General features: G+C 71.9%; 21 protein-coding genes and 1 pseudogene. 13 read left to right on the top strand and 9 right to left on the bottom strand.

Annotation, left to right across the window (positions count from 1 at the left end):
* Positions 1–156: 156 nt before the first annotated feature.
* Complete coding sequence (locus ACZOOI_RS04630) at positions 157–948, top strand: SDR family NAD(P)-dependent oxidoreductase (protein ID WP_465279536.1); 792 nt, start codon at positions 157–159, stop codon at positions 946–948.
* Positions 949–1,204: 256 nt separating this feature from the next.
* Here ACZOOI_RS04630 and ACZOOI_RS04625 read toward each other — a convergent pair whose 3' ends face one another.
* Positions 1,205–2,794 carry a PucR family transcriptional regulator gene (locus tag ACZOOI_RS04625; RefSeq protein ID WP_465279535.1) on the bottom strand — a complete coding sequence of 530 codons (1,590 nt, stop codon included), beginning with the start codon at positions 2,792–2,794 and terminating at the stop codon, positions 1,205–1,207.
* A 363-nt stretch (positions 2,795–3,157) separates the two neighbouring features.
* Between ACZOOI_RS04625 and pruA the strand changes: the two genes are divergently transcribed.
* Together pruA and ACZOOI_RS04615 are read left to right on the top strand one after the other, a co-directional pair.
* Positions 3,158–4,786, top strand: a complete 1,629-nt coding sequence (gene pruA / locus ACZOOI_RS04620; RefSeq protein WP_465279534.1) for an L-glutamate gamma-semialdehyde dehydrogenase — start codon at positions 3,158–3,160, stop codon at positions 4,784–4,786.
* A 36-nt stretch (positions 4,787–4,822) separates the two neighbouring features.
* A complete protein-coding gene (locus ACZOOI_RS04615; protein ID WP_391585035.1) occupies positions 4,823–5,752 on the top strand; it encodes a proline dehydrogenase family protein in 930 nt (309 codons plus the stop codon).
* A 119-nt stretch (positions 5,753–5,871) separates the two neighbouring features.
* On the opposite strand, the gene ACZOOI_RS04610 is transcribed toward ACZOOI_RS04615, so the two are convergent.
* Positions 5,872–6,294: a MerR family transcriptional regulator gene (locus ACZOOI_RS04610; RefSeq protein ID WP_465279533.1), complete on the bottom strand. Its 423-nt coding sequence runs from the start codon at positions 6,292–6,294 to the stop codon at positions 5,872–5,874.
* A gap of 55 nt (positions 6,295–6,349) precedes the next feature.
* Here ACZOOI_RS04610 and ACZOOI_RS04605 point away from each other — a divergent pair, with 55 nt between their 5' ends.
* The 3 genes from ACZOOI_RS04605 to ACZOOI_RS04595 all read left to right on the top strand — a co-directional run bounded on the left by ACZOOI_RS04605 (position 6,350) and on the right by ACZOOI_RS04595 (position 8,153).
* Positions 6,350–7,321 (top strand): SDR family NAD(P)-dependent oxidoreductase, encoded by a 972-nt coding sequence (locus ACZOOI_RS04605; protein WP_465279532.1) that lies wholly within the window; start codon positions 6,350–6,352, stop codon positions 7,319–7,321.
* Between the two features lie 260 nt (positions 7,322–7,581).
* Positions 7,582–7,908 carry a DUF6247 family protein gene (locus ACZOOI_RS04600; RefSeq protein WP_465279531.1) on the top strand — a complete coding sequence of 109 codons (327 nt, stop codon included), beginning with the start codon at positions 7,582–7,584 and terminating at the stop codon, positions 7,906–7,908.
* Entirely contained in the window at positions 7,905–8,153 is a 249-nt protein-coding gene (locus tag ACZOOI_RS04595; protein ID WP_465279530.1) for a hypothetical protein, read from the top strand. Before ACZOOI_RS04600 ends, ACZOOI_RS04595 begins: the two co-directional genes overlap by 4 nt.
* A 173-nt stretch (positions 8,154–8,326) precedes the next feature.
* Here ACZOOI_RS04595 and ACZOOI_RS04590 read toward each other — a convergent pair whose 3' ends face one another.
* Positions 8,327–8,533, bottom strand: a complete 207-nt coding sequence (locus tag ACZOOI_RS04590; protein WP_465279529.1) for a hypothetical protein — start codon at positions 8,531–8,533, stop codon at positions 8,327–8,329.
* A 355-nt stretch (positions 8,534–8,888) separates the two neighbouring features.
* On the bottom strand, positions 8,889–9,089 hold the full coding sequence (locus ACZOOI_RS04585; protein WP_465279528.1) for a hypothetical protein: 201 nt from the start codon (positions 9,087–9,089) through the stop codon (positions 8,889–8,891).
* 175 nt (positions 9,090–9,264) lie between these two features.
* On the opposite strand from ACZOOI_RS04585, the gene ACZOOI_RS04580 reads away from it, so the two are divergent.
* From ACZOOI_RS04580 to ACZOOI_RS04555, 6 genes and pseudogenes are all read left to right on the top strand, one after another.
* The gene (locus tag ACZOOI_RS04580; RefSeq protein ID WP_465279527.1) at positions 9,265–10,545 is read left to right on the top strand and encodes a Twin-arginine translocation pathway signal; all 1,281 of its coding nucleotides are present in this window, start codon (positions 9,265–9,267) and stop codon (positions 10,543–10,545) included.
* Between the two features lie 10 nt (positions 10,546–10,555).
* Entirely contained in the window at positions 10,556–10,849 is a 294-nt protein-coding gene (locus ACZOOI_RS04575; RefSeq protein WP_465279526.1) for a 4a-hydroxytetrahydrobiopterin dehydratase, read from the top strand.
* Positions 10,850–11,122: 273 nt separating this feature from the next.
* Positions 11,123–11,689 carry an HD domain-containing protein gene (locus tag ACZOOI_RS04570; protein WP_465281113.1) on the top strand — a complete coding sequence of 189 codons (567 nt, stop codon included), beginning with the start codon at positions 11,123–11,125 and terminating at the stop codon, positions 11,687–11,689.
* A gap of 93 nt (positions 11,690–11,782) precedes the next feature.
* Positions 11,783–11,917 (top strand): annotated as a pseudogene (locus tag ACZOOI_RS04565) (NUDIX hydrolase); the annotation flags it as partial.
* A 125-nt stretch (positions 11,918–12,042) separates the two neighbouring features.
* Positions 12,043–12,306, top strand: coding sequence for a hypothetical protein (locus ACZOOI_RS04560; RefSeq protein WP_465279525.1), 264 nt, complete (start codon positions 12,043–12,045; stop codon positions 12,304–12,306).
* A complete protein-coding gene (locus tag ACZOOI_RS04555) occupies positions 12,303–12,548 on the top strand; it encodes a hypothetical protein (protein ID WP_465279524.1) in 246 nt (81 codons plus the stop codon). The genes ACZOOI_RS04560 and ACZOOI_RS04555 overlap by 4 nt, the downstream gene beginning before the upstream one ends.
* A 45-nt stretch (positions 12,549–12,593) precedes the next feature.
* Here ACZOOI_RS04555 and ACZOOI_RS04550 read toward each other — a convergent pair whose 3' ends face one another.
* Both ACZOOI_RS04550 and ACZOOI_RS04545 read right to left on the bottom strand, forming a co-directional pair.
* Positions 12,594–13,016: a hypothetical protein gene (locus tag ACZOOI_RS04550; protein WP_465279523.1), complete on the bottom strand. Its 423-nt coding sequence runs from the start codon at positions 13,014–13,016 to the stop codon at positions 12,594–12,596.
* Positions 13,017–13,054: 38 nt separating this feature from the next.
* Positions 13,055–18,361: a tetratricopeptide repeat protein gene (locus ACZOOI_RS04545; RefSeq protein WP_465279522.1), complete on the bottom strand. Its 5,307-nt coding sequence runs from the start codon at positions 18,359–18,361 to the stop codon at positions 13,055–13,057.
* Positions 18,362–18,572: 211 nt separating this feature from the next.
* Here ACZOOI_RS04545 and ACZOOI_RS04540 point away from each other — a divergent pair, with 211 nt between their 5' ends.
* The gene (locus ACZOOI_RS04540; RefSeq protein WP_465279521.1) at positions 18,573–19,136 is read left to right on the top strand and encodes a hypothetical protein; all 564 of its coding nucleotides are present in this window, start codon (positions 18,573–18,575) and stop codon (positions 19,134–19,136) included.
* Between the two features lie 9 nt (positions 19,137–19,145).
* Here the strand turns inward: ACZOOI_RS04540 and ACZOOI_RS04535 are convergent, their stop codons facing one another.
* The 3 genes from ACZOOI_RS04535 to ACZOOI_RS04525 are packed head-to-tail and all read right to left on the bottom strand — an operon-like array spanning position 19,146 to position 21,654.
* Positions 19,146–19,667, bottom strand: coding sequence for a type 2 periplasmic-binding domain-containing protein (locus ACZOOI_RS04535; protein ID WP_465279520.1), 522 nt, complete (start codon positions 19,665–19,667; stop codon positions 19,146–19,148).
* A 38-nt stretch (positions 19,668–19,705) separates the two neighbouring features.
* The gene (locus ACZOOI_RS04530) at positions 19,706–20,353 is read right to left on the bottom strand and encodes a response regulator (RefSeq protein ID WP_465279519.1); all 648 of its coding nucleotides are present in this window, start codon (positions 20,351–20,353) and stop codon (positions 19,706–19,708) included.
* Positions 20,350–21,654: a sensor histidine kinase gene (locus tag ACZOOI_RS04525; protein WP_465279518.1), complete on the bottom strand. Its 1,305-nt coding sequence runs from the start codon at positions 21,652–21,654 to the stop codon at positions 20,350–20,352. Before ACZOOI_RS04525 ends, ACZOOI_RS04530 begins: the two co-directional genes overlap by 4 nt.

Genomic DNA, 21,654 nt, shown 5'->3' with positions numbered 1-21,654 from the left:
CGGTGGCTCCGGGGCGCTTCCGGGGCATGGGGTCGGGTGGTGGTGGGGTGGGTCGGGGATTTCGGGTGGTGGGATTTCCGGTTCTGATGGTTGACCTAGTCCACTGTTGTGAGGATGGTGTCGGCAGGCAGTTGTCCGGAACCAGGGAGGGACGCCGTGGTCAAGCGGTTCGAGGGACGTAGGGCATTGATCACCGGGGCCAGCAGGGGAATCGGGGCGGCGTTGGCGGTGCGGCTCGCGGCCGAGGGGGCCGATGTGGCGGTGACCGCGCGGACGTTGCGGCAGGGGAACCTGGCCGGGTCGTTGGAGCGGACCGAGACGCTGATAGCCCGGCACGGTCGGCGCAGCGCCGTGGTGGTGGCCGACCTGTCCGACGAGGCGCAGCGGGCCAGGATCGTCCCGGCCGCCGAGGAGAGCCTCGGCGGACCGATCGACATCCTGGTCAACAACGCGGCGATGGCCTCCTACGCGTCGTTGCGGGTGTATCCGCAGCGGCGTGCCCGGCTGCACTTCGAGGTGAACGTGCTCGCCCCGATGGAGTTGTGTCAGGCCGTGGTGCCGGCGATGGCCGGCCGCGGCGAGGGCTGGATCGTGAACGTGACCAGCGGCACCGCGCGGCCGTGGGCGGGGCCGCCGTTCGAGTTGGGCGTGTTGGGCACCAAGACCGCGGTGTACGGGGCGTCCAAGGCCGCGTTGAACCGGATCACCAACGCCTTGGCCGCGGAGCTGTACGGGACCGGGATCCGGGTGAACACCATCGAGCCGCGGGCCGCGGTGCTCAGCGAGGGTGCCGAAGAGCTGGTCGGCGGGCAGTTGCGGCCCGATCAGATCGAGACCATGGACCAGATGGTGTCCGCCACGCTCGAACTGTGCGACGGCCCGGCGTCGCGAACCGGGGGCGAGTACGTGAGCCTGGACCTGCTGGCCGAACTGGGCATCCACGTCTGAGCGTTCCGACACGGGTCGGCCGCGGCCGACCACCGGTTCGCCCAACCGACCAGGGCTCACGGCTCGTTGGCCGGGACGATCGCGATCCCCGAGCCACGTGCACCGAGCCACGTGCACTGAGCCACGTGCACTGAACCGACCGCAACCCACGCCTCGTTCGTCGAACGGACCGGCACCCCCCGGCCCGTTCCCCGGAGCGACCGCATGCCACCGCACGTTTCACCGAACGCCCCACCGCCCCGGCCGCACCCCACCCTCAATCCGGCAGCCGCAGCAACAACGCCGCGAGCAGACGGGTCTTGGGGTCGGTCCAGTCCAGGCCGGTGAGTTCGCCGGCCCGGCGGATCCGGTAGCGCAGCGTGTTGGGGTGGATGTGCAGCCCCGCGGCGGCGGCCCGCACGTCGCCCAGCGCATCCAGCCAGGCCAGCACCGAGTTCGCGTACTCCGTGTCGTGCTCGGCGTCGTGCGCCCGCAGCGCGATCAGCCGGGGGTCGCGGATCTGCCGCTGGTCGGTCAGCAGCGCCTGGACCTCGCCGTACAACACCTCCGGGCGCACCTCGGACAGCGCCGCCACCTCGGCCGACACTCCGCCGGCCGCCATCGCGTCCAGGACCCGGTCCGCCGATTCCCGGGCCACCACCGTACGGGCCAGGCTCGGCGCCGGATCGCCCACCGCGCCGCGCACGGTGAGGCCCAGGTGCCCGTGCGCGGCCTCGGCGATCTCGTGTGCCCAACCGAGCGCCACCGATTCGGCCGGCGGCGCGGACAGCAGTACGTACAGCCGCGGGCCCAGCGGCGCGACCTGCGCGTGGCTGTGCCGGGCCGCCGCGTACACCGAGACCAGGTTGGCCAACTCGGTCCGGGCCAGTTCCAGGGACGACTCGTCCGGCGTGCTCGCCCGTACCGCGAAGCCGAGGATAAGCACCGGCCGCACCGGGTCCAGACCCAGCTGCGCGGCGGCGGTCCGGGCTGCGACCGCGCCGGTGAGCAGGCCCGCGACGTTCTCCCGGGTCAGGCCGGCCTCGGCGGGCAGCCGGGTACGCCGCCGGACCAGGTGCAGCGCGGCCACCCGTGCCGCGCCGAGCAGCACCTCCTCGGCCCGCTCGGCGAGCGGCTGCCGGCCCTCCTGGACCCAGATCGTGCCCAGCCAGCGCCCGCCCGCATGCACGCCGACCGCAAGCCGGCGGCGGATGCCCAGGTCCGGGCGCTCCTCGACGGCGACCACCTCGGTCGTGCTGCGCAGCCGGTGGAAGACGCCCCAGTCGCGCAGCCGGGCCATGTACTCCTCCGGCCCCTGCCAGCCCAGGATGGACAACCGGCGCAGTTCGTCCGCCTCGTCCGGCCCGGTCGCGCGCGAGTAGGCGAGCACCCGGTTGGCGCTGTCCTCGATGCTCACTCCGCCGCCGGTGAGCATCGCGGTGGTCTGGGCGAGCGAGAACAGGTCGCCGCCATCCGGGGGTTCGGCGTCCGGCCGCTCGTCCAACGCGGCGTGCGCGAGGGCGGCGACCTGCTCCCAGCGGGCCTCCGGGCGCACCGAGAGCAGCACCACGCCGGCCGCGTCGGCCACTTCGCGCAGCGCCGCGTGTTCGCCCTTGACCGCGACCGCCACCGCGCCGGCCGCGCCCGCCGCCCGGACCGTGCCCGCCGCCGCCCGGCCGCGCAGACCGACCACCAGGAGCAGGTCGCCCGGCATCGCGTGCGGCTCCTCCTCGGGGTCGAGGATCGACACGTGCCGGACCAGGCCCTCCAGGCCGCCGCCGGCCGCGGCCACCCGGACCGGGCCGTCGCCGACCGGGCCGCCGAGAGCGGCCAGCAGTTCGCGGAGCGGGACGCCGCTTTCGGGCACGTGCGGCCCCTTCGTGGATGTTGGCCGATGAGCCAAGCGGAAAGTTTCGAGTTTAACCGATCGGATAAACACCCGGAGTCACGTCCGGCCTACCGTTGAGCGCGGGAACCATGCCCGAATCGCTCGCGGATCAGGCATTCGGCAGCGCGCCGAACACCTGACGGGCGGGCCGCCGGACACCACCCCCGCACCGCCGGACACCCCGACCGCCGGACCAGCGCACCACCGACGACCCGGACCGCCGGACCACCCGGAGCCGGACCGCCGCACCACCCGGACCGCCGCACCGCCGACGACCCGGGCCGCGGCACCGCCGGACACCCGGATCGCCGCACACCCAGATCACCGAACAGGAGCGCCGTTTTGGACGCTGTGACCCAGGTCCCCGCCCCGGTCAACGAGCCGGTACACGACTACGCCCCCGGCACGCCCGCGCGGGCCCGCCTCGAAGCGAAGCTCAAGGAACTGGCCGCGGCCCCGATCGACCTCCCGATGACCATCGGCGGCGAGCGCCGGATGGGTTCCGGCGAGCGCGGCCACGTGGTCCAGCCGCACAACCACGCCGCCCGCCTGGGCACCTTCGCGCACGCCGGCGCCCAGGATGCCCAGGACGCGATCGACGCCGCCCTGGCCGCCGCGCCCGCGTGGGCCGACCTGTCCTTCGACGACCGCGCCGCGATCTTCCTCAAGGCCGCCGACCTGCTCGCCGGCCCGTGGCGCGAGACGCTCGCCGCCGCGACCATGCTGGGCCAGGGCAAGAACGCGCAGCAGGCCGAGATCGACTCGTCCTGCGAGCTGATCGACTTCTGGCGCTTCAACGTGCACTTCGCCCGCCGGGTGTTGGCCGAGCAGCCGATCAGCAGCCCGGGCGTGTGGAACCGGACGGACCACCGGCCGCTGGAGGGCTTCGTCTACGCGATCACCCCGTTCAACTTCACCGCCATCGCGGGCAACCTGCCCACGGCACCGGCGCTGATGGGCAACGTGGTGGTCTGGAAGCCCTCGCCCACCCAGACCTTCTCCGCCGTACTGCTGATGCGCCTGCTCGAAGAGGCCGGGCTCCCGGCCGGCGTGATCAACCTGGTCACCGGCGACGGGATCGCGGTCTCCGAGGTCGCGCTCAAGCACCCCGCGCTCGCGGGCATCCACTTCACCGGCTCCACCGCCACCTTCCAGCACCTGTGGCGCACGGTCGGCGAGAACATCGCCGGCTACCGCACCTACCCGCGGATCGTCGGCGAGACCGGCGGCAAGGACTTCGTGGTCGCGCACCCCAGCGCCGACCACGACGTGCTGCGGACCGCGCTGGTACGTGGCGCGTTCGAGTACCAGGGCCAGAAGTGCTCGGCCGCCTCGCGCGCCTACATCCCGCGCTCGATCTGGGAGAGCGGCTTCAAGGACGACTTCCTGGCCACCGTCGACGGCCTGTCGATGGGCGACCCCACCGACCTGAGCCACTTCCTGGGCGCGGTCATCGACGAACGCGCGTTCGCCAAGAACAAGGCCGCGATCGACCGCGCGCACGCCGACGACACGGTCGAGGTCGTCGCGGGCGGCAGCTACGACGACAGCGTCGGCTGGTTCATCCGGCCCACCGTGCTGGTCTCGGCGAACCCCGACCACGAGATCTTCAAGGACGAGTACTTCGGCCCGATCCTGGCCGTGCACGTCTACGAGGACGACGCGTACGAGGCGATGCTCACCCAGATGGAGTCGGTCTCCGCGTACGGCCTGACCGGCGCGATCATCGCGCAGGACCGCGAGGTCATCGCGCACACGGCGCACGTGCTGCGCTTCGCGGCGGGCAACTTCTACATCAACGACCGGCCCACCGGCGCGGTGGTGGGTCAGCAGCCGTTCGGCGGCGGGCGCGCGTCCGGCACCAACGACAAGGCCGGCGCGATGCAGAACCTGATGCGCTGGACCAGCTCGCGCTCGATCAAGGAGACGTTCGTCCCGGCGACGGACCACCGCTACCCGCACATGGGCTGACCCACCCTCACCCCACCGGTACTTCGGGAGAAGAAGATGCTCCGCAGCCCCATCCTCGCGGCGGCCCGCTCGCCGCGGACCCGCTCGCTGGTCGAGCACCTGCCGCCGACCCGGGCGATCGTGGACCGCTTCGTGGCGGGCGACGTGCTCGCGGACGCGATCCGGGTGACCCGCGAACTGGTCGACTCCGGACGCAAGGTGACGCTCGATCACCTCGGCGAGGACACCACGGACCGGTCCCGGGCCGACGCGACGGTGGACGCGTACGAGGCGCTGCTCGACACCCTCGGCGCGACCGGGCTCGCGCGCAGCGCCGAGGTGTCGGTCAAGCTCTCCGCCGTCGGGCAGTTCCTGCCCGGCGACGGTGAGCGGATCGCGCTGGACAACGCCCGGCGGATCTGCGTGGCCGCCGCGCGGGTGGGCACCACGGTCACCCTGGACATGGAGGACCACACCACGACCGACTCGACACTGGGCATCCTGCGCGAGCTGCGTGCGGACTTCCCGTGGGTGGGCGCGGTGCTCCAGGCCTATTTGCACCGCACCGAGCAGGACTGCCGGGACCTGGCCCACGAGGGCTCGCGGGTACGGCTGTGCAAGGGCGCCTACCAGGAGCCGGAGTCGGTCGCGTTCCAGGACAAGGGCGACGTGGACCGCTCGTACGTGCGGTGCCTGCGGATCCTGATGGGGGGCGCGGGCTACCCCATGGTGGCCTCGCACGACCCGCGCCTGATCGCCATCGCGCGACACCTGGCGGACCTGGCCGGCCGGGCGCCGGGCAGCTTCGAGTTCCAGATGTTGTACGGGATCCGCCCGGAGGAGCAGGCCCGGATCGTCGAGCGCGGCGACCTGATGCGGATCTACCTCCCGTACGGCGCCGAGTGGTACGGCTACTTCATGCGACGTCTCGCCGAACGCCCGGCCAACCTGACCTTCTTCCTGCGCGCGATGGCCACGAAGAGCTAGGTGTTGCAGGTCAGGACGTCGATGACACTTTCGGCGGGGCAGACCCTCGCAGCCGCGAAGCCAGGGCTTGCCACGCCATTGCCGGCGCAGCGCACACGACGCGGCTGTCAACGCTTGCCTCAGGTTGTCGGGTCCCAGAGCCCGTCGGCTTCGCCGCGGGCGAGGTGCTCGGCGTAGACGCCGACCTTCCAGGCGATGACGGATCGGCACTCCTCCAGCGCCTGGATCTGTGCGTCTACCCGCTGTCGATGGGCGTCGAGTAGTTGCAGGCGTTCCGCTTCGTTGCCCGGTCCGCGGCGTACCAGTTCGGCGAAGTGCTTGAGGTCGGCCAGCGGCATGCCGGATTCGCGGAGCTTGACGCAGGTCAGCAGCCATTCGACATCGAAGGAGGTGTAGCGCCGTCGGCCGCCCGACGTGCGTTGGACCGGTCCGACGAGCAGGCCCTCGCGCTCGTAGAAGCGCAGGGCGTGCACGCTCAGTCCGGTCCGCTCGGCTACCTCGCCGATGCTCAGGGACGGCACGGCAGCTTCGGTGGTCGTCATGCCGCTCACTCCCGGACTTGATCTAGACCTCGCTCTAGATCGTAGCGTCGGCGGCATGACCATTCCTGATCAGCAGCCGCTCGGCTCGCCCTTTTCCGCCTCCACCACCACCGAGGACATGGTGGCCGGCCTCGATCTCTCCGGAAAGACGGCTGTGGTGACCGGGGGCTACTCCGGGCTCGGCCTGGAGACCACCCGGGCTCTGGCGGCTGCCGGAACCCGGGTCATCGTTCCCGCCCGCCGTCCCGACGTTGCCCGTGCCGCTCTGAAAGAGGTGAAGAACTGCGAGGTCATCCCCATGGACCTGGCCGACATCGACACCGTCCGCTCAGCCTCCGCGCACATCAGCGACCGTCTCGACCGTCTCGACCTTTTGATGGCTCTCGGCGGAGTCATGGCCACCCCGGAGCGGCGCGTCGGGCCCGGCTGGGAAGGCCAGCTCACCGCCAACCACTTCGGGCACTTCACCCTCGCCTCCGAGCTCTACCCGCTCCTGGCCGCCGCAGACGGCGCGCGCGTCGTCGTCAACAGCTCGGCCGGACACACCCTGACCGGCATCCGCTGGCACGATCCGCACTTCCGTACCGGCTACGACAAGTGGCTGGCCTACGGCCAGGCCAAGACCGCCAACGCCCTGTTCGCCGTGCACCTCGACGTCCTCGGGCAGGGCGACGGCGTCCGGGCATTCGCCCTCCACCCCGGCAAGATCATCACCGGGCTCCAGCGGGAGATGACGCTCCGGGAGCAGATCGACCGCGGTTGGGTGGACGAGCACGGCAACGTCATCGCCGCCGACTTCAAGACCCCCTCACAGGGGGCCGCCACCGGCCTGTGGGCCGCCACGTCCCCGCTCCTCGACGGCCGTGGCGGCCTCTACCTGGAGGACTGCGACATCGCCCGCGTCTGCGCCCCCGACACTCCCATGGACGACGGCGGCGTCCGCGCATACGCCATCGACCCCGACGAGGCGGCCCGGCTCTGGGACCTGTCTCTGGCCGTGACCGGCGCCACGCCGATCACCGGATGAACCTGCGCTCTGCGTATGCCGCGCTGCCCGCCGCTGCGGCGGGCAGCGCGGTACCGGCCGACCTCGGGCCGATAACGGCCGCCCCGCGCCGACCGTCCCGGCGATCCGCCGCCCCAGGCAGAAAGATCCAGGTATGCCGCACCCGTCGGGATATGGCGGTGCAGGTCGGCTCTCCGGGGCCGTCGGCGCACGGCGGGTCGCGCACTCCGATCGTGTGCGCCGGCTGTCGATCAGGACCGGAGTGATGCCACGCTGGGGGCATGGACGAGCAGATCCGAGACCCGCGCGAACCCGACGTCACCATTTATACCGGCGGCGCCATGTGGCCCACGCCCGGCGAGATCCGCGCCGAACTCCCCGACGACGCCCGTGCGGAGTTCGAACGGGACTACGCCCACGCCCTCCGGGTCGCGGCCGATCTCGGCGACCTCGCCCAACTCGCCGACGTCCTCGGCCCCTGGCAACGACGCCTCCAGTATCACCGCGCCGGCACCTACGACGAAGTCCTCGCCCGGGCCTGCGCCATCCGCGCCGGTGAGGACGTCGGCGCCATTCCCCTCGCAAGGCTGCGGAAAGCGGACCGGTGAGCTACTCCATCGAGTACCACCCGAAGGCCGAACTCGTCAGGCGCACGCTGCCGTGCGACGCCCTCGACGCGCTCGATGACCTCGAACGCCGGCTCCAACACGACCCTTGGGGGGCCGGCAGCCGCATGGCCGGTGGCCTGAAGGACACCCTGGAAGCACCGTTCGGCCGTTACGGCTTCGCCGCCTACGTGGTCCAGGACCGGCGCGTCATGGTCAGCGTCATCAGCCTCACCTGGACCGGCTGACCACACTCACTCGGCTCGTGAACGGCCTGAAGCAATCCGCCCGGGCGACGCCGACGGGCTCGAAGTCCATCGAGTCCGCCGAGCGCATCGCGGCGAAGTCGCCGAAGCCCGGCACCATGGTCCGGCCACGCGACGCCGTGGGAGGGGTGAACCGGTCTGGCCGGCGCCGCCATTCAGACCGGCCGGGTGATGGGCCCGCCCTTGTACATCTCGGCGGCGGGTGCGGTGACCGTCTCCCGCGCTCGGACGCCGTGTTCGTATTCGACCATCCACCGGGTGCCGTCGTGCCAGATCCTGGTGACGGTGCCGAGGTGGTGGTTGCGGGGGCCGAGCTTGCGCCACAGGTGGTCACCGACGGACCACGGGGGCGAGGCGGACATGAGCTCTCCTCGGATGCGGAAGGTGATGGCGGGGCGTGTTGAGCGCTGGGCGACGTGACCCTGGGGCCGTGATGCGTCGTCCCCGTGGCGCGGCTGCGGCACGACCGGCACGACCGAGCGCGGCGCCGCCGCGTGTTCGGCGGCGGTTGTGGCGAGGCGGGCGAAGACGCCCCAGCGGCCGTGGGGTGGTCGATGCACGACCCTCGGGTCGATGGCCCTGCGCGGCCGAGCGTGCGGGGGTCTTCAGGCGCCCGGCCGGGCAAGGGGTGGGGGCCCGGTCCCGCGGCCTCGCCGAAGGCCGGGGACCGGGTGCCGCCCGCCGGAAACGGTCGGGACGGGCGGCATCGGGCGAGGCTCAGCCGCCCGAGTCCAGGACGCCGCCGGCGATCGGCGGGGTCGGGAACGTACGCATCAGATGCATCCGCGACTCGTGCACCAACGTGGTCAGTTCGGCGCGCGTCACGTCGAGGGGATCGCGGCCTGGTGCGGTGATCCGGATCGGGTGGTCCGGATCGCCGGAGGAGTTGACGGCGATTTTCGGTGTCTCGATGCTCATCACGCGTGCTCCCACCTGGCAGGTCGATCCGGACGTGACGATCATCGCGAGAAGCGCTATGCAGATCGATGTCGCTGTCGATGGCAATCCGATGGCATTTCCACACCGATCCCGCGACCTGGCCCGCCGGGGTGGATAGCGTGGTGCCATCGTCACCGCACATCTGGGGACCGCCATGGCGATCAATCGCTCACCGAACGTTCGCCTGCGCGCGGTCCGTGAGGACCAATGGAAGCAGTCCCGAGCCGAGTTCGCCCGGGAACTCCAGGCCAAGGCAGACGAGATGGGCGAACGACAGCTCTCCGTCGATGCCCGACTGATCGCCCGCTGGGAAGACGGCGACACCACTCGGCCCCGACCGATCTACCGGCGCGTCCTCGTAGCTTTGACAGGACTGACCGAAGCCGAACTCGGCATCGGCCCCAAACGCCCCGAAGCGCCATCGCAATGCCTGTCGCCGCTGCTTAGCCTGGAGCCCGTGGACCGAAGGCAATTCCTCGCCGTCACAACTCTTCCCCTCGCCGGCTTCGGCGCCGGGCCATCCGGTCGATGCGTGGATCCCGCGATAGTCGACTACTTCCACGAGCAGTTGGACGGGCACTATCGCGCCGACGTCATGCTGGGTCCGCATCACTTGGTTCCCACGGTGATCGTCCAATACCAGCTCATCGTCAAGCTTCTGGACCAGGCGAGCGGGGAGGTCAGACGACGCCTCCTCCAGGTCGCCGCAGCCTACTGTGGCCTGGTGACCTGGTTGTATCAGGACATCGGTGACCTCGGGCAGGCGACCGTGTGGGCGAACCAGACCCTGGAACTCGCGCATCGCGCCGGAGACACGCAACTCGTGAGCCACGCCCTGACCAACAAGGCGATGGTTGCGATGGACGCGGGTGACGGGCGTGCCACGGTGGAGTTGTCGTCGTCGGCTCTCCGTGATGGGCGACTGCTGTGTCCGAAAGTGCGCGTGCAAGCCATGCAGCAGGCTGCCCACGGCCACGCAATGCTCGGCAACCGAGCAGAGGCCGACGCTTTCCTCGATGGCGCAGCCAAGCTCCTCGAGTGTGTGGACGACGATTTCCCCTGGGGGAACGCGTGCCGCCGCACGGAAGATTACGTCGAAATCCAGCGCGCGACCTGCTACAGCCGGCTCCACATGGGTGCGGAGGCGACCGCTCTGTGGGAACAGGTGTTGGGTGTCCTGCCGCCGACATCACGCCGTGATGGCGGGGTCTTCCTCGCTCGCCAGGCATCCGCGCTCGCGGATCAGCGGCGCCTGCCAGAGAGTGTCGATGCTCTCGTCGGCGCGGTCCGGGTCGCCCACGAGACCGGGTCTGCCCGCCTGCACGGCGAGGTCGAGGCCGCGTGGCGGCAACTGGCCCCCTGGCATCACGAGCCCGAAGTAAGGCAGGCTGAGCAGCTCGTGGCCGACTTGGGTGACGGGCCGGCAAACGGCTGAGGAGAACCTCATGGGCGAACGCACACCCCTCGACGCAACCGAGGTGGCGGCGAAACTCGCGGCTCGGGAGGGCTGGTCCGGGGACACGACGCGCATCGCCAAGGCCTTTGCCATCGACTATCACGACGGTGTGCGGCTGATCGTCGAGGTCGCCGAGATCGCCAAGGAATTGGAGCACCACCCCGACGTCGAACTGCACTGGCAGGAGCTGCGCTTCAGCATGACCACCTACTCCGCCGGTGGCGTGGTGACCGAACTCGACTTCAAGCTCGCCGACGCCATCGACGCGATCGTGAAGGGGTAGCCGGCGGGGACCACGCATCACTGCGGCACGCCTCGACCACATGTTTGCCGACCTGAAGTGACTGCTCCAGGCCAGTGCATCGCCGACCGCCCTCGACCGGCTCCGGATACGACATCGTGGACACATGGCCGACTGCGCGAACGGGTGGATGTCCTGTTGGATGGTGAGACGTTGTCTGCGCAAGCCCGGCGCGAGTCGGACGCCGTTCGCTATGCGATTTGCCTGTCGCAGACATAGAACACAGGTGAGGGGCACCGGGTGGGCGACGACGGCATGAACAGCGTGGCGAACTTCCTCTTCGAGGCGGGCACGCTCAAGAACCACAAGCGCACCGGATGGTGGATCGCCGGCGTCAAGGACCCGGAGTCGGTCGCCGAACACTCATGGCGGGCCGCGCTCCTTGCCTCGATCATTGCCGAACTGGAAGGCGCCGACCCGGCGAAGGCCGCGCTCCTGAGCGTGTGGCACGACACCGGCGAGACCCGCACCGGGGATCTCGCGCACATCAGCCAGAAGTACGTCGGCAAGGGTGACGCCGAGCGGATCGCCGCCGACCAATCGCTGGGAATGCCTGCGGGGTTGGGCGCGCTGATGCGGTCGATTATCGGCGAGTACGAGGCCCGTGAAACTACCGAGGCGATCTGTGCCGGTGACGCCGACAAGTTGGAATGCCTCGTGCAGGCCTTGGAGTACCGCGACCAGGGTCATGTGAACGTCGATCGGTGGATCACCAACAGTCGGCAACGAATCCGAACCGAGTCCGCGAAGCGCCTCGCCGAGGAACTCCTGCGTACCGGCAGCCTCACTTGGCTGCGAAACGCCATGGGCGAAACCAAGTAGCGCATCCACAGGTGCACACCCGTTCGCGCATCGCACCCGTGTGCGATGGCCATCGACCACGACCGGCGGCTGGGCCGAGGAGACGCTCATGCGGAGGACGCGTTCGAATCCGATCGGGTCGAATGGGTGCCGCTGAAGGACGTCCCGGACCTGGGTGCGTGTGGTGAGGTCCGGTCGGCGAATGCGGTGGCTGCGTTGCTGATGCTCCACCGGTTGCGGGGGCTGTGACCGGCGGGAATCCGGGAGTCGCCGGGGTGCACTCCGGGTCGTGTGTGCTCCACTCGTGTACGCCGGGTGTCGATTGGGGATGGAGCGGTGCCATCCTGGATGTCACCGTGAATGGGAGGACGCCCATGCCCAGGACCACCGTCGTTCGTGGCGAGCGCATCGAGTTGCCGAACACGCTTGCGGAGATCCGCGCCGCTCTTCCCGAGGAGCGCCGCGAGGAGTTCGACAAGGTCATGTACGAGACCCCGCTTGAACGGCTCGAACGGGACGCCATCCTGCACTGGGCACTCCCTCCGGAGGCTCAGGAGGACGACGAGGCCGCGCACGAGCGTCTCAAGGCCGGTGACTTCGGCGACTGCGTGGACCGGGACGGGAACGCGATCACGTGAGCTACCGGGTGCAATACACGAATGAGGCCGAAGACGGCCTCAAGCCCCTGTCCTCCGGACAGGTCCGGTCCTTCAAGAACGCCGTGAACTCGTCCATCGGCCGTGACCCGTACGGGTCCGGCTCCGTGCAGGTCGGTGGCGATCGAGACCGTCGGGAGGCCACGATCTCAGGGGTGTTTGTCCGCTACACGGTCAGCACCGGAGTCCTCGTCGTCACCGTCACTCGCACCGTCGCACCGTGAAACCGGGTCGGGGATGACCCCGTTTTGGGCGGGCTGGGGGAGTTGTCAGTGGGGGATGTCGATCGGGGGGAGGACTTCGGGGGTGGGGGTGAAGCGGGTGGGGGTGGCGAAGGTGCCGTTGGTGGGTGGGGGATCTTGGTGGTCGGCGGTGGAGTCGGTGCGGCGGAGGACGACCAGGCCGGCGATCGGTGGGGGAGGGGCGTCGGGGGACAGGAAGGGCTCGTCGGCGACGCCGGCGAAGGCTTCGCGGGCGGTGGTTGCCGGGTCGGGCGCGGCGTACTCCAGGATGTCGGCGCCCAATCGGCGGCCGGTGTTGCGCAGGTGCAGGTAGGCCGTCGTGCAGTCCTCGCGCTCGGCGGTGCCGACGGCCTCGGCCAGTGCTCGTTCGTAGGCGGCGTGCACCTCGGGTGGGGTGGCCGCCGGGGTGATTCCGAGGACGTCGTAGGGCGATCGCTCCGATGCGGGCATGTTCCGTGCTCCGAGGTGCGGGTGGTCGGGATGATCGGTCAGTAGTAGCCGTGGATTCGGGCTCGGATCTCGTCCAGGATCTCCCGGGTGCCGTCGGTCGGGTGATACTCGTTCGCGCGTTCCAGGTGCACGAGTGCCGTGTGGTTGTGGCCCATGTTCGCCTGCCGGACCCCCTCGTTGTGCAGCGCCAGGGCCAGCAGCACGGTGTTCTCGGGGGTCAACGGGATCGCCTCCAGGGTCCGGATCGCGTCCTGATAGCGCTCCTCGCGCAGGTACACCGCCACCAGAGCGTCCCGCAGCCGCGGCTCCTCGTGCTCGCCGAGCGCCCGGGTGAGCACCTCGATCGCCTCGTAGGCGCCGTCCTTGGCGAGCAGGTCGTAGGCCCGATCCACGACCACCACGATCCACGCCTCGCGCAGCGACTCGATCTCCAGGCCGCCGGCGATCTCGTGGCGCAACATCTCCTCGGCGACCTCGTAGTGCCGCGCGTAGTAGTGATTGAACGCCAACGCGCGGCGCGTGGACGGATCGTCGCCGTAGTGCCGGGCCTCTTCGAGGAGGTCGATGGCCCGGTCGAAATCCTCGTCCCGCTCGCGGGCCTGCGCCGCCGCCACCAACAAGGCGGCCACCCGGCGACGCGCCTCGGCCGCGAGGGAGGAGCCGGCAATGGGCGAGCCGGCGGTGGATGGGCCGGTGTCCGACGAGTCGGTGACTGGGGAACCAGGCACCGCCGATCCCGGAGTCTGCGGACCCGGGACCGGCGATTCCGACACCAAAGAGCCGGTGGCGGCCGAGGAATCCGCCCCGCCGCCCGTCCCCGTCGCCGCGCCCGCGCCCGCGCCTGTGGACGTCCCCGCGCCCGCGTCCGCGAGTTCGAGTGCCTCGCGCATCGACGCCACCGCCTGTTCGCGCGCGCCGCCGCGCAAGGCGAGCCGTTCGGCGCTCAGGAACAGCGCGTTGGTCAGGCCGATCCGTCCCGCATCGCCGGGGTCCAGCGCGTACGCCTCGCGCATTGCCACGACCGCCTCCGCGACGGCCGCGTCGGTGTTCCTCGCCAACAACTCCATCACCAGCCCACGGAGCGCGCCGGCGGCCAACGCCCGTACCGACTCGTCGTCCGGAGTCAGCTCCAGTGCCCGGCGGACCAGTGCGATCGCGTCGCGGTACAGCTTGCGTTCGTGCGCCTGCCGGGCGAGCTGCGCGTACGCCCCGGCCAACGCCTCGCGCAGGCCCGGTCCGTCCGGCGCCAGCGCCCACGCGCGTTCCAACAGCCGTGCGGCCTCGGTGTGTTCGCCCGGGTCGGCGGCCAACACGTCCTGGGCTGCCCGGATTCCGACCTCGGCCGCCAAATTCGTCGCATCGGCCGGGAGCGGCGCGGCCTGCTCCAGACACGCCAGCGCCTGCGCCCATTCCCCGCGCCCGCCCAGGTCCCGGGCCCGGGCCAGATGGGCCCGAGCGAGCAACGCGGCCACCCCGGGCGTCGCGGCCGGGCCGGCCAAACCGGCCAGTGCGGTCAGGCCGGTGATCGCCTCGTCGAATCGACCCGCATCGATCAGGTGGTGGTACAGGCCCAACGGGCCGAGCAGGTCGGCGGTGTGCGGATCCACCGCGGCCAGGACGGCGTCGGCGAGTTCACGGCCGGCCGGGGAACCGTGCTCGGGATCGGCGACCCGCGCCAGGAACAGCGGACCGCACGCGATCGAGGCCGGCGCCGGCTCGATGTGCGCGACGCGTTCGGTCGCGGCCACCTCCAGGGCCCAGTGCTGCGCCAGTTCGCGATACAGCGCGGCCACCGCACCCTCGCTGCGTTCGGCGCGCTCATGCAACTCGCGGTGCACCCGCTCGATCTGCTCGGTGCGAGCGTTCCCGATCTGCTCGGCGGAGATCTCCCGCCCGGTGCGCGCCTCCAGGTCGATCCAGAACCTCGGGCTGTACAGCACCGCGGCCCAAGTACCGCATACCAGTTGCCACATCGCAGTGGTGTGCCCCGCGTCGCCGGCCGAGCCCGCGCGCAATGCGGACAGGGCCAGACACTGGAGGTTGCGCACATCGGTGGGCACCGCGCGTTCGAGGTCGAGCCGGATCGCGATCGAGGCGTCGTGTCGATCCGCGCGAGCGTGCGCGAGCGCCTGCCACGAGCGCAGCAGCGGCCGCGCCCGACGTACCTGCGGCAACTCCGGTACCAGCCGGGCGGCCCGTTCCACGTCGGCCGCCGCGGCGACCAAGTCATCGCTGTGCACGGCGGCCCGGCGCACGTACACCCGAGCCGCGATCAGCCTGCCCTCGTCGGTCGCCCCGGGGCCCGCCAACAACTGTTCCAGGCCCGCCAACGCCGCGTCGTGGTCGCCGCGTTGGGCGCGCAGCAGCGCCAGCAGGTGGTGCGCCGAGGTGCGGTCGCTGCCGCGGGCCCAGCGGATCAGCTCGGCCTCCGCGGCATCGCCCGCCCCGGCCCGATGGGCGCACGCGGTCAACGCGGCCAACATCGCATCCACGCAACCACCACAACGCGCCGGTAGTCCGGCCCCGGCGGCCCTCAGCCCGACGACGTCACCAACTCCACCAACTCCGGCAACCCCGGCAGTCTCGCCAAGCCCACCGACCCAATCGACCCCGCCAACCCCACTGACCCCGCCAACCCCACAGATCTCGCCGCCCTCAGCGACCCCACCGACCCCACCGCCCCCAACCAACACCCCATGATCCCCGCAATAACCCCGCCCACACTGACCGCAAGCCGCCCGCGCCGATGCCGCACACCCGGCCGTCTCGCACATCGCCGCGTGCGGTTCCGGCTCCGCCGGACCGGGCACCACCAGCGCCTGTCGATACGCCTCCGCCGCGTCGGCCCACCGGCGCCCCCGCGCCGCATGCATCCCGCGCACCGCCCACGCGGCCGGTTCGGCCTCCACCAGCGCACCCAGCGGTACCGTGCCCGCGCCGAGCGCGAGCCGGGCCAGCGGTGCCAGGTGGCCCACCCGCGGATCGGCCACCGGATCGAGCGCGGCCGACAACCGCACGGCGACCGCCGGTTCGCCCGCGTACAGCGCCGCGATCGCCAGATGCACCCGGATCCGCCGATCGCCCGGCACCAGCGCGGCCGCCGCGCCGAGCCGATCCCGCGCGGCCGTCAGCGGCGCGCCGCGATCGCGGCCGAACCGCAACAGCTCGGCGCCCTCGCGAAACAGCGTCTCGGCCAGCGCGACCCGATATCCCTCGTGGTCGGGAAACGCATCCCGACACGCCTGCCAGTGCTCGCGCGCGAGCGCGTGGTCGCCGGCGGTGAGCGCGGCGCGGGCCAGCATGTCCCGAGCGGTGGCCACATTGTGCGCGCGGATCGCGTCGTTGACCCCGCCCGGCGCCGCCCACAGCTCGTCCGCCCGCTCCACCCGGCCCAGCCGGGCATAACCCAGGCCCAGGTGGAAGCGCGCCGCGCCGGTCGGCTCGGTACGCACCGGCCCCAGCACCTCGATCCCGTCCGCGACCCGGCCCGCCGCGATCCGGGCCGCGCCCAGGCGCACCACGCCCGGCGTCCAGTCCGGCCGGGCCGCCAGTCCGCTCTCGTACGCCTCGGCGGCACGCGTGTGCTCACCGGCGTGCTCGCGCACCAGGCCCAGCCCGAAGCGGGCCGGCGCGTACCCCGGGTCCACCCGGGCCGCGGCCTCGAACTCGCGCTGCGCCAGCGTCCATTCGTCCTCCAGGACGGCCAGCTGCCCGCGCGCGTAGTGGGCCCGCGCATCCCCCGGCGCGGCGGCCACCGCGGCGTCGGCGTCGGCCCGCGCCGCGCCCAGGTCGCCCTCGTCCCGATAGGCGATGCCGCGGAACAACAACGCCTCTGCGGCCAACGGCGAATCGTCCCCCACCCGGTCCAACACCCGCCAGAACGAGGCGATCGCATCCTGCCGCCGCTCGCGCCGCAACCGAACGCACGCCTGCCGGTGGTGCGCGAGCGCGCTGTCGTCACCCGCCTCGATCGCCGCCGAGAACGCGGCGTCGGCCGACTCCAGTGCGCCGGTCGCGCTGTACGCGCGGGCCAACAGGTGGTGCTGTGCCGCGTTGCGCCCGCGCACCTCGGCCAGGTGCAGCACCGCGCCCGCCGCGTCGCCCTGCTCGAACAGCGCGCGGCCCAGGCCGAACCGGGCCCGCGCATGGCCGGGTTCGGCGGCCACCACCCGCTCGAAGCAGGGCGCCGCCGCCGCGAAGTCGCCGTCCTGGTCGTGCAGCGTGCCCAGGGTCAGGTTGGCCGCGAGGTGCCGGGGCTGCTTCGCCAACACCCGGCGCAACACCGGGAAGGCCGCCGACCGTTCGCCGCGGGCCAGGGTGAGCGTGACGAACTCCATCTGCACGTCCGCGTGTTCGGGCAACAGCTCGGCCGCCCGGCGCAGCGGTTCCAGGGCCGCCGCGTCCCGGCCGAGCGCGTGCTGGGCGCGGCCCAGCCCGAGCCAGGCCTGTGCGTGGGTGGGGGCCAGCGTGCAGGTGCGGGTGAGCAGGGCCACGGCGGCTTCCAGGGCCGCATCCCGGGACACCTTGTCGGCGGGCTTGCGGCGCAGGTGGGTCAGCGCCATCGCGTACAGCACCTCGGGCCGCTCCGGCTCGATGGTCAGCGAGCGCTCGAACGCGGCGAGCGCCTCGTCCGGACGACCGGCGTCGCGATACAACCTGCCCAGTTCGTACCCGGTGGCCGCGCGCGGCACGAGCCGGTCGGCGCGCTCGAACGCGGCGATCGACTCGGCCGCCCGACCGAGGTCGCGCAGTGCGCAGGCGCGGGCGTACACGGCCCATTCCAGCCGCGGCGCACCCGCCTCGATCCGGCCCGCGAGTTCCTCGATCGCCACCAGCTCGCTCTTCGGCAGGCCGGCGGCGACCGCGCACCTGGCCTCCAGGAGGTCGTACGCGGCGTGGTCGGGGTCGGTGTCGGTGCGGACGACCAGGTCCACGCAGATCGCGACGTCCAACGGCCCCGGCTCGGCCCGCCGGGTCGCTTCCGCGGCGGTCAGCTCCAGCGCGGCGGCGGGCAGCGCGGTCAACGCGAACGCGGTGCGGAAGGCGGTGATCGCGTCGGCCGAGCGGCCCTGCCTGCCGGCGACCTCGCCGAGACCGATCAACGCCCGTCCGCGCGTGTCGGTGAGCGTGTCCGGGGTGTCCGGCCTGCCCAGGGCGTCGGCGACGCGTCGATAGCCGCGTTCGGCGGCGGCGAACCGGCCCGCCCGGTGCGCGGCCTCGGCCTGGGCCAACAGCGTCTCGGCGCGGGCCGCGACCGAGGCGGGTCTGCGGCGGAAACCGAACCACATCAGAGCGGCCACCAAGGCGATGAGGGCCGCGACGGCGGCGAGAAGCGGGACCGTCATCGGGCGGCCCGCGGGGTATGCCGAACTTCGTCGATCAACGGGTCCCCCGACCGTTTATCCCAACACCGTTCATGCAGATATCGAGCGCTCATGCTAGAACACCGACCATCCGACTTTCAGGTGCTCGGCGAGCCCGGGTTGGGCAAAATCGCGCCGCGTGCAGACAAGCCGACTCCGGGGCGGCGGGCGGCTCCGACTACGCTCGGTGGCCATGACCTCCACACCGCCCCCGGATCGACCGACCGAGCAGGATTTCCGCCGGTTGTTGGAGCGTACCGGCGCCGAGATCACTCCCGGACTGACGGTGGACGAGTTCGATTCGGTGGAAAAGCACTTCGGTTTCCGGTTCGCCGCCGATCACCGTCTGTTGTTGTCGGTCGGCCTGCCGATCGGAAAGGGTTGGCCGAATTGGCGCGATGGCAACGCGCGCGGCCTCAAGGCCCAACTGGGCTGGCCGGGCGAGGGAGTGCTGTACGACGTGGAGCACGGCGCGTTCTGGCCGGCGGTGTGGGGCGCGCGTCCGGCGCAGCTGCGGCACGCGCTCAAGTCGGCGCGCTACCACCTGGCGCGGGTGCCGACGATGGTGCCGGTGTTCGGCCACCGCTACCTGCCCGGTGCCGAGGGCCAGTGGGGCCACCCGGTGTTGTCCATGATGCGGACCGACATCGTGGTGTACGGCGCGAACCTGACCAACTACCTCACGGTGGAGTTCGCCCACGGCGGGATCGAATACGCACCGGCGACCGTCCCGTTCTGGTCCGACCTGGTCTCCTGAGCTCCGGAGTCAGTCGGCGAGCCGCGCGTGGTCCGTGTCCGGCAGCCAGTCCCGGGTCGGGTCGTGGTCGAGCCAGCGTTCGCGGGCGCCGATCCGGCCGAACGCGCGGAGCAGGTCGGGCAGCCGCGGATGCGGCCGATCCGCGTTCCACAGCAGCGACCACGCGTACAGCGGGGTGGGCCCGACCAGCGGGATGGCGCGCACCCCGTGGGCACCCGCCGGCAGCGGGCGGTCGGCGGGCAGCAGCGTGAAGCAGGTGGGATCGGTACGCAGGTGGTCGACGAAGTGCTCCAGGCCCAGATTGGGTCCGGTGGCCCACTCGGTGATCCCGAACGCGTCGGCGAATCGTTCGAGGAAGTCGAGCCGATCCACCGCCGCCGGGCACCACAGCACACTGCCGCGCAGCTCGCTCGGGCACAGTTCGTCGGCGCCGGCCAGCGGGTGGTCGATCCCGAGCACGGCGTCCACCGGTTCGAGCCGGACCGGCGGATGGGTCAGCCCGTGCGGCGCGCCGGCGGGCAGCGCGTGCACCCGGCCGGCTCACGGACCGGCTCGGGTAGCCGGCGGCCTCAGCGGGTCAGCCCCGCGTCGTGGGCGATCAGGCCGGCCTGGGTGCGGTTGGTGCAGTCGAGCTTGGTCAGGGTGCGGGACACGTACGCCTTGACGGTCGCCTCGGTGAGGTGGAGGCGGCCGGCGATCTGGGAGTTGGACAGCCCCTCGCCGAGGCAGCCCAGGATCTCGGTCTCCCGCTCGCTGAGGTCGCGGATGGCATGCCGGGCGGCTCGGCGTGCGCTGTCCCGGGCCGCACTCGCGCCGATCAGATTGCGGGCGGCGGCGGGCGACAACACCGTGTTGCCGTCCGCGGCCACCCGCAGCAGCGCGACCAGGTCCTCGGGCGGGGTGTCCTTGAGCAGGAAGCCGACCGCGCCGGTGTGCAGTGCGCGCAGCACGTGGTCGTCGGTGTCGATCGTGGTCAGCACGACGACCTTGGGCGGCGCGTCGAGCCGAACGATCCGGCGCAGCGCGGAAAGGCCGTCCACGCCGGGCATGTGCAGGTCGAGCAGGACCACGTCGGGGCGGTGTCGGACCACCTGCTCCAGCGCCTCGGCGCCGTCGTACGCCTCGCCGACGATCTCGATGTCCGGGGCGCCGCCGAGGATGGTGCGCAGGTGTGCGCAGACCATGCGTTCGTCGTCCACGAGCAGGAGTCGGATCATGCGGCACCTTCGTGGAGGTCTCGGTGGGTCGGGTGGGCTCGGTCGGTGGTGACGGGTGCGGCGATCGGGACGAGCGCGTCCACGACGAAGCCGCCGGTGTCGTCGGGTTCGGCGCGCAGCCGGCCGCCCAGGAGTTCGACGCGTTCGCGCAGGCCGAGCAGGCCGGTACCGCCGGTGCCGAGATCGACGTCCGGGGGTCGTGCCCCGGCGGTGTTCGCGACGGTGACGCCGATGCCGGCGGGTTCGTACCGGATCGACACCTCCACGTGTGCGCCGGGTGCGTGCTTGTGCACGTTGGTCAGCGCCTCCTGCACCACGCGGCGTCCGGTACGCACGGCGGCCGGCGCGTCCACGTCGCTCGGGGTGCCGGTCACGGTCAGCTCGATGGGCACGCCGGCCGCCCGCGAGTCGGCGACCAGATCGGATACCTCCAGCCCGGTCGCCCCGCCGCCGCGCGCATTCGCGTCGGCCGGTGACGGGTCGTTCGGGTCTCGCAGCACCGCGACCAACTCGCGTAGCTCGGACAGCGCCTGACAGCCGGTCAACCGCAACTCCTCGGCGGCCGAGCGCACGTTGTCGCGCTCGGCGATCGTGCGCAGGGCGCCCGCCTGGAGCACCATCAGCGAGACCCGGTGGGTGATCATGTCGTGCATCTCGCCCGCCAAGCGCCGTCGTTCCTCGGCGCGTGCCCGCCGGTCGCGTTCCACCTGTTCGCGCTCGACCCGCTCGGCGCGCTCGGCCAACGCGAGCAACAGGCCCCGGCGGGAGGCCAGGTACATCCCGAGCAACAGCGGGGTGGCGATGGCGAGGAACTCGACGAACACGTCCGAGCCCGGCTGGGCACGCCACGGTTCGCACATGGTCAGCGCGAGCCCGGCGGCGAGCGCCCAGCGCACGCGCCGGGTCGGGGCGTACGCGCCGAGTGCGTAGGCCGAGAAGGGCCCGGCCAGGACCGGCCCGCCGAGCGAGAGCGCGAGGACGACCCCGGCCGAGGCGAGCGGCCGGCGGCGGCGCAGCACGAGGGCGAGGCCGGCGGCGACCTGGACGAGAATCCCCCACCACGGCACGTTTCGCGGCGTCTGCCACCCGTCGCCGTCGAAGGAGTCGAGCGCACGCAGCAGTCCGGCCAGGGCGGCGACCGACGCCGCGAGCAGGACGTCGAACACGACGGCGCGGGGGATCGACGCGGTGGGCGGGCGATGCACGTTCGGCACGTTCGCCAAGGTACCGGCACCCGTCCACCCGTCCGGCCAGTCGCCGGGCATGCCGACCGCGAGCCGGCCGGGGACGATCCGCCGCAC

It is taken from the genome of Embleya sp. L77, from assembly GCF_055557415.1.
The sequence above is the reverse complement of the archived record's forward strand: the minus strand, read 5'-3'. Positions and strand labels throughout refer to the sequence as shown.

What these genes read in the sequence shown, in the direction of transcription:
- ACZOOI_RS04615 (WP_391585035.1), top strand. Translation starts at nt 4,823, where the DNA reads ATGCTCCGCAGCCCCATCCTCGCGGCGGCCCGCTCGCCGCGGACCCGC.
- ACZOOI_RS04610 (WP_465279533.1), bottom strand. Translation starts at nt 6,294, where the DNA reads ATGACGACCACCGAAGCTGCCGTGCCGTCCCTGAGCATCGGCGAGGTA.
- ACZOOI_RS04605 (WP_465279532.1), top strand. Translation starts at nt 6,350, where the DNA reads ATGACCATTCCTGATCAGCAGCCGCTCGGCTCGCCCTTTTCCGCCTCC.
- ACZOOI_RS04600 (WP_465279531.1), top strand. Translation starts at nt 7,582, where the DNA reads ATGGACGAGCAGATCCGAGACCCGCGCGAACCCGACGTCACCATTTAT.
- ACZOOI_RS04590 (WP_465279529.1), bottom strand. Translation starts at nt 8,533, where the DNA reads ATGTCCGCCTCGCCCCCGTGGTCCGTCGGTGACCACCTGTGGCGCAAG.
- ACZOOI_RS04585 (WP_465279528.1), bottom strand. Translation starts at nt 9,089, where the DNA reads ATGAGCATCGAGACACCGAAAATCGCCGTCAACTCCTCCGGCGATCCG.
- ACZOOI_RS04580 (WP_465279527.1), top strand. Translation starts at nt 9,265, where the DNA reads ATGGCGATCAATCGCTCACCGAACGTTCGCCTGCGCGCGGTCCGTGAG.
- ACZOOI_RS04575 (WP_465279526.1), top strand. Translation starts at nt 10,556, where the DNA reads ATGGGCGAACGCACACCCCTCGACGCAACCGAGGTGGCGGCGAAACTC.
- ACZOOI_RS04570 (WP_465281113.1), top strand. Translation starts at nt 11,123, where the DNA reads ATGAACAGCGTGGCGAACTTCCTCTTCGAGGCGGGCACGCTCAAGAAC.
- ACZOOI_RS04560 (WP_465279525.1), top strand. Translation starts at nt 12,043, where the DNA reads ATGCCCAGGACCACCGTCGTTCGTGGCGAGCGCATCGAGTTGCCGAAC.
- ACZOOI_RS04550 (WP_465279523.1), bottom strand. Translation starts at nt 13,016, where the DNA reads ATGCCCGCATCGGAGCGATCGCCCTACGACGTCCTCGGAATCACCCCG.
- ACZOOI_RS04545 (WP_465279522.1), bottom strand. Translation starts at nt 18,361, where the DNA reads ATGACGGTCCCGCTTCTCGCCGCCGTCGCGGCCCTCATCGCCTTGGTG.
- ACZOOI_RS04540 (WP_465279521.1), top strand. Translation starts at nt 18,573, where the DNA reads ATGACCTCCACACCGCCCCCGGATCGACCGACCGAGCAGGATTTCCGC.
- ACZOOI_RS04530 (WP_465279519.1), bottom strand. Translation starts at nt 20,353, where the DNA reads ATGATCCGACTCCTGCTCGTGGACGACGAACGCATGGTCTGCGCACAC.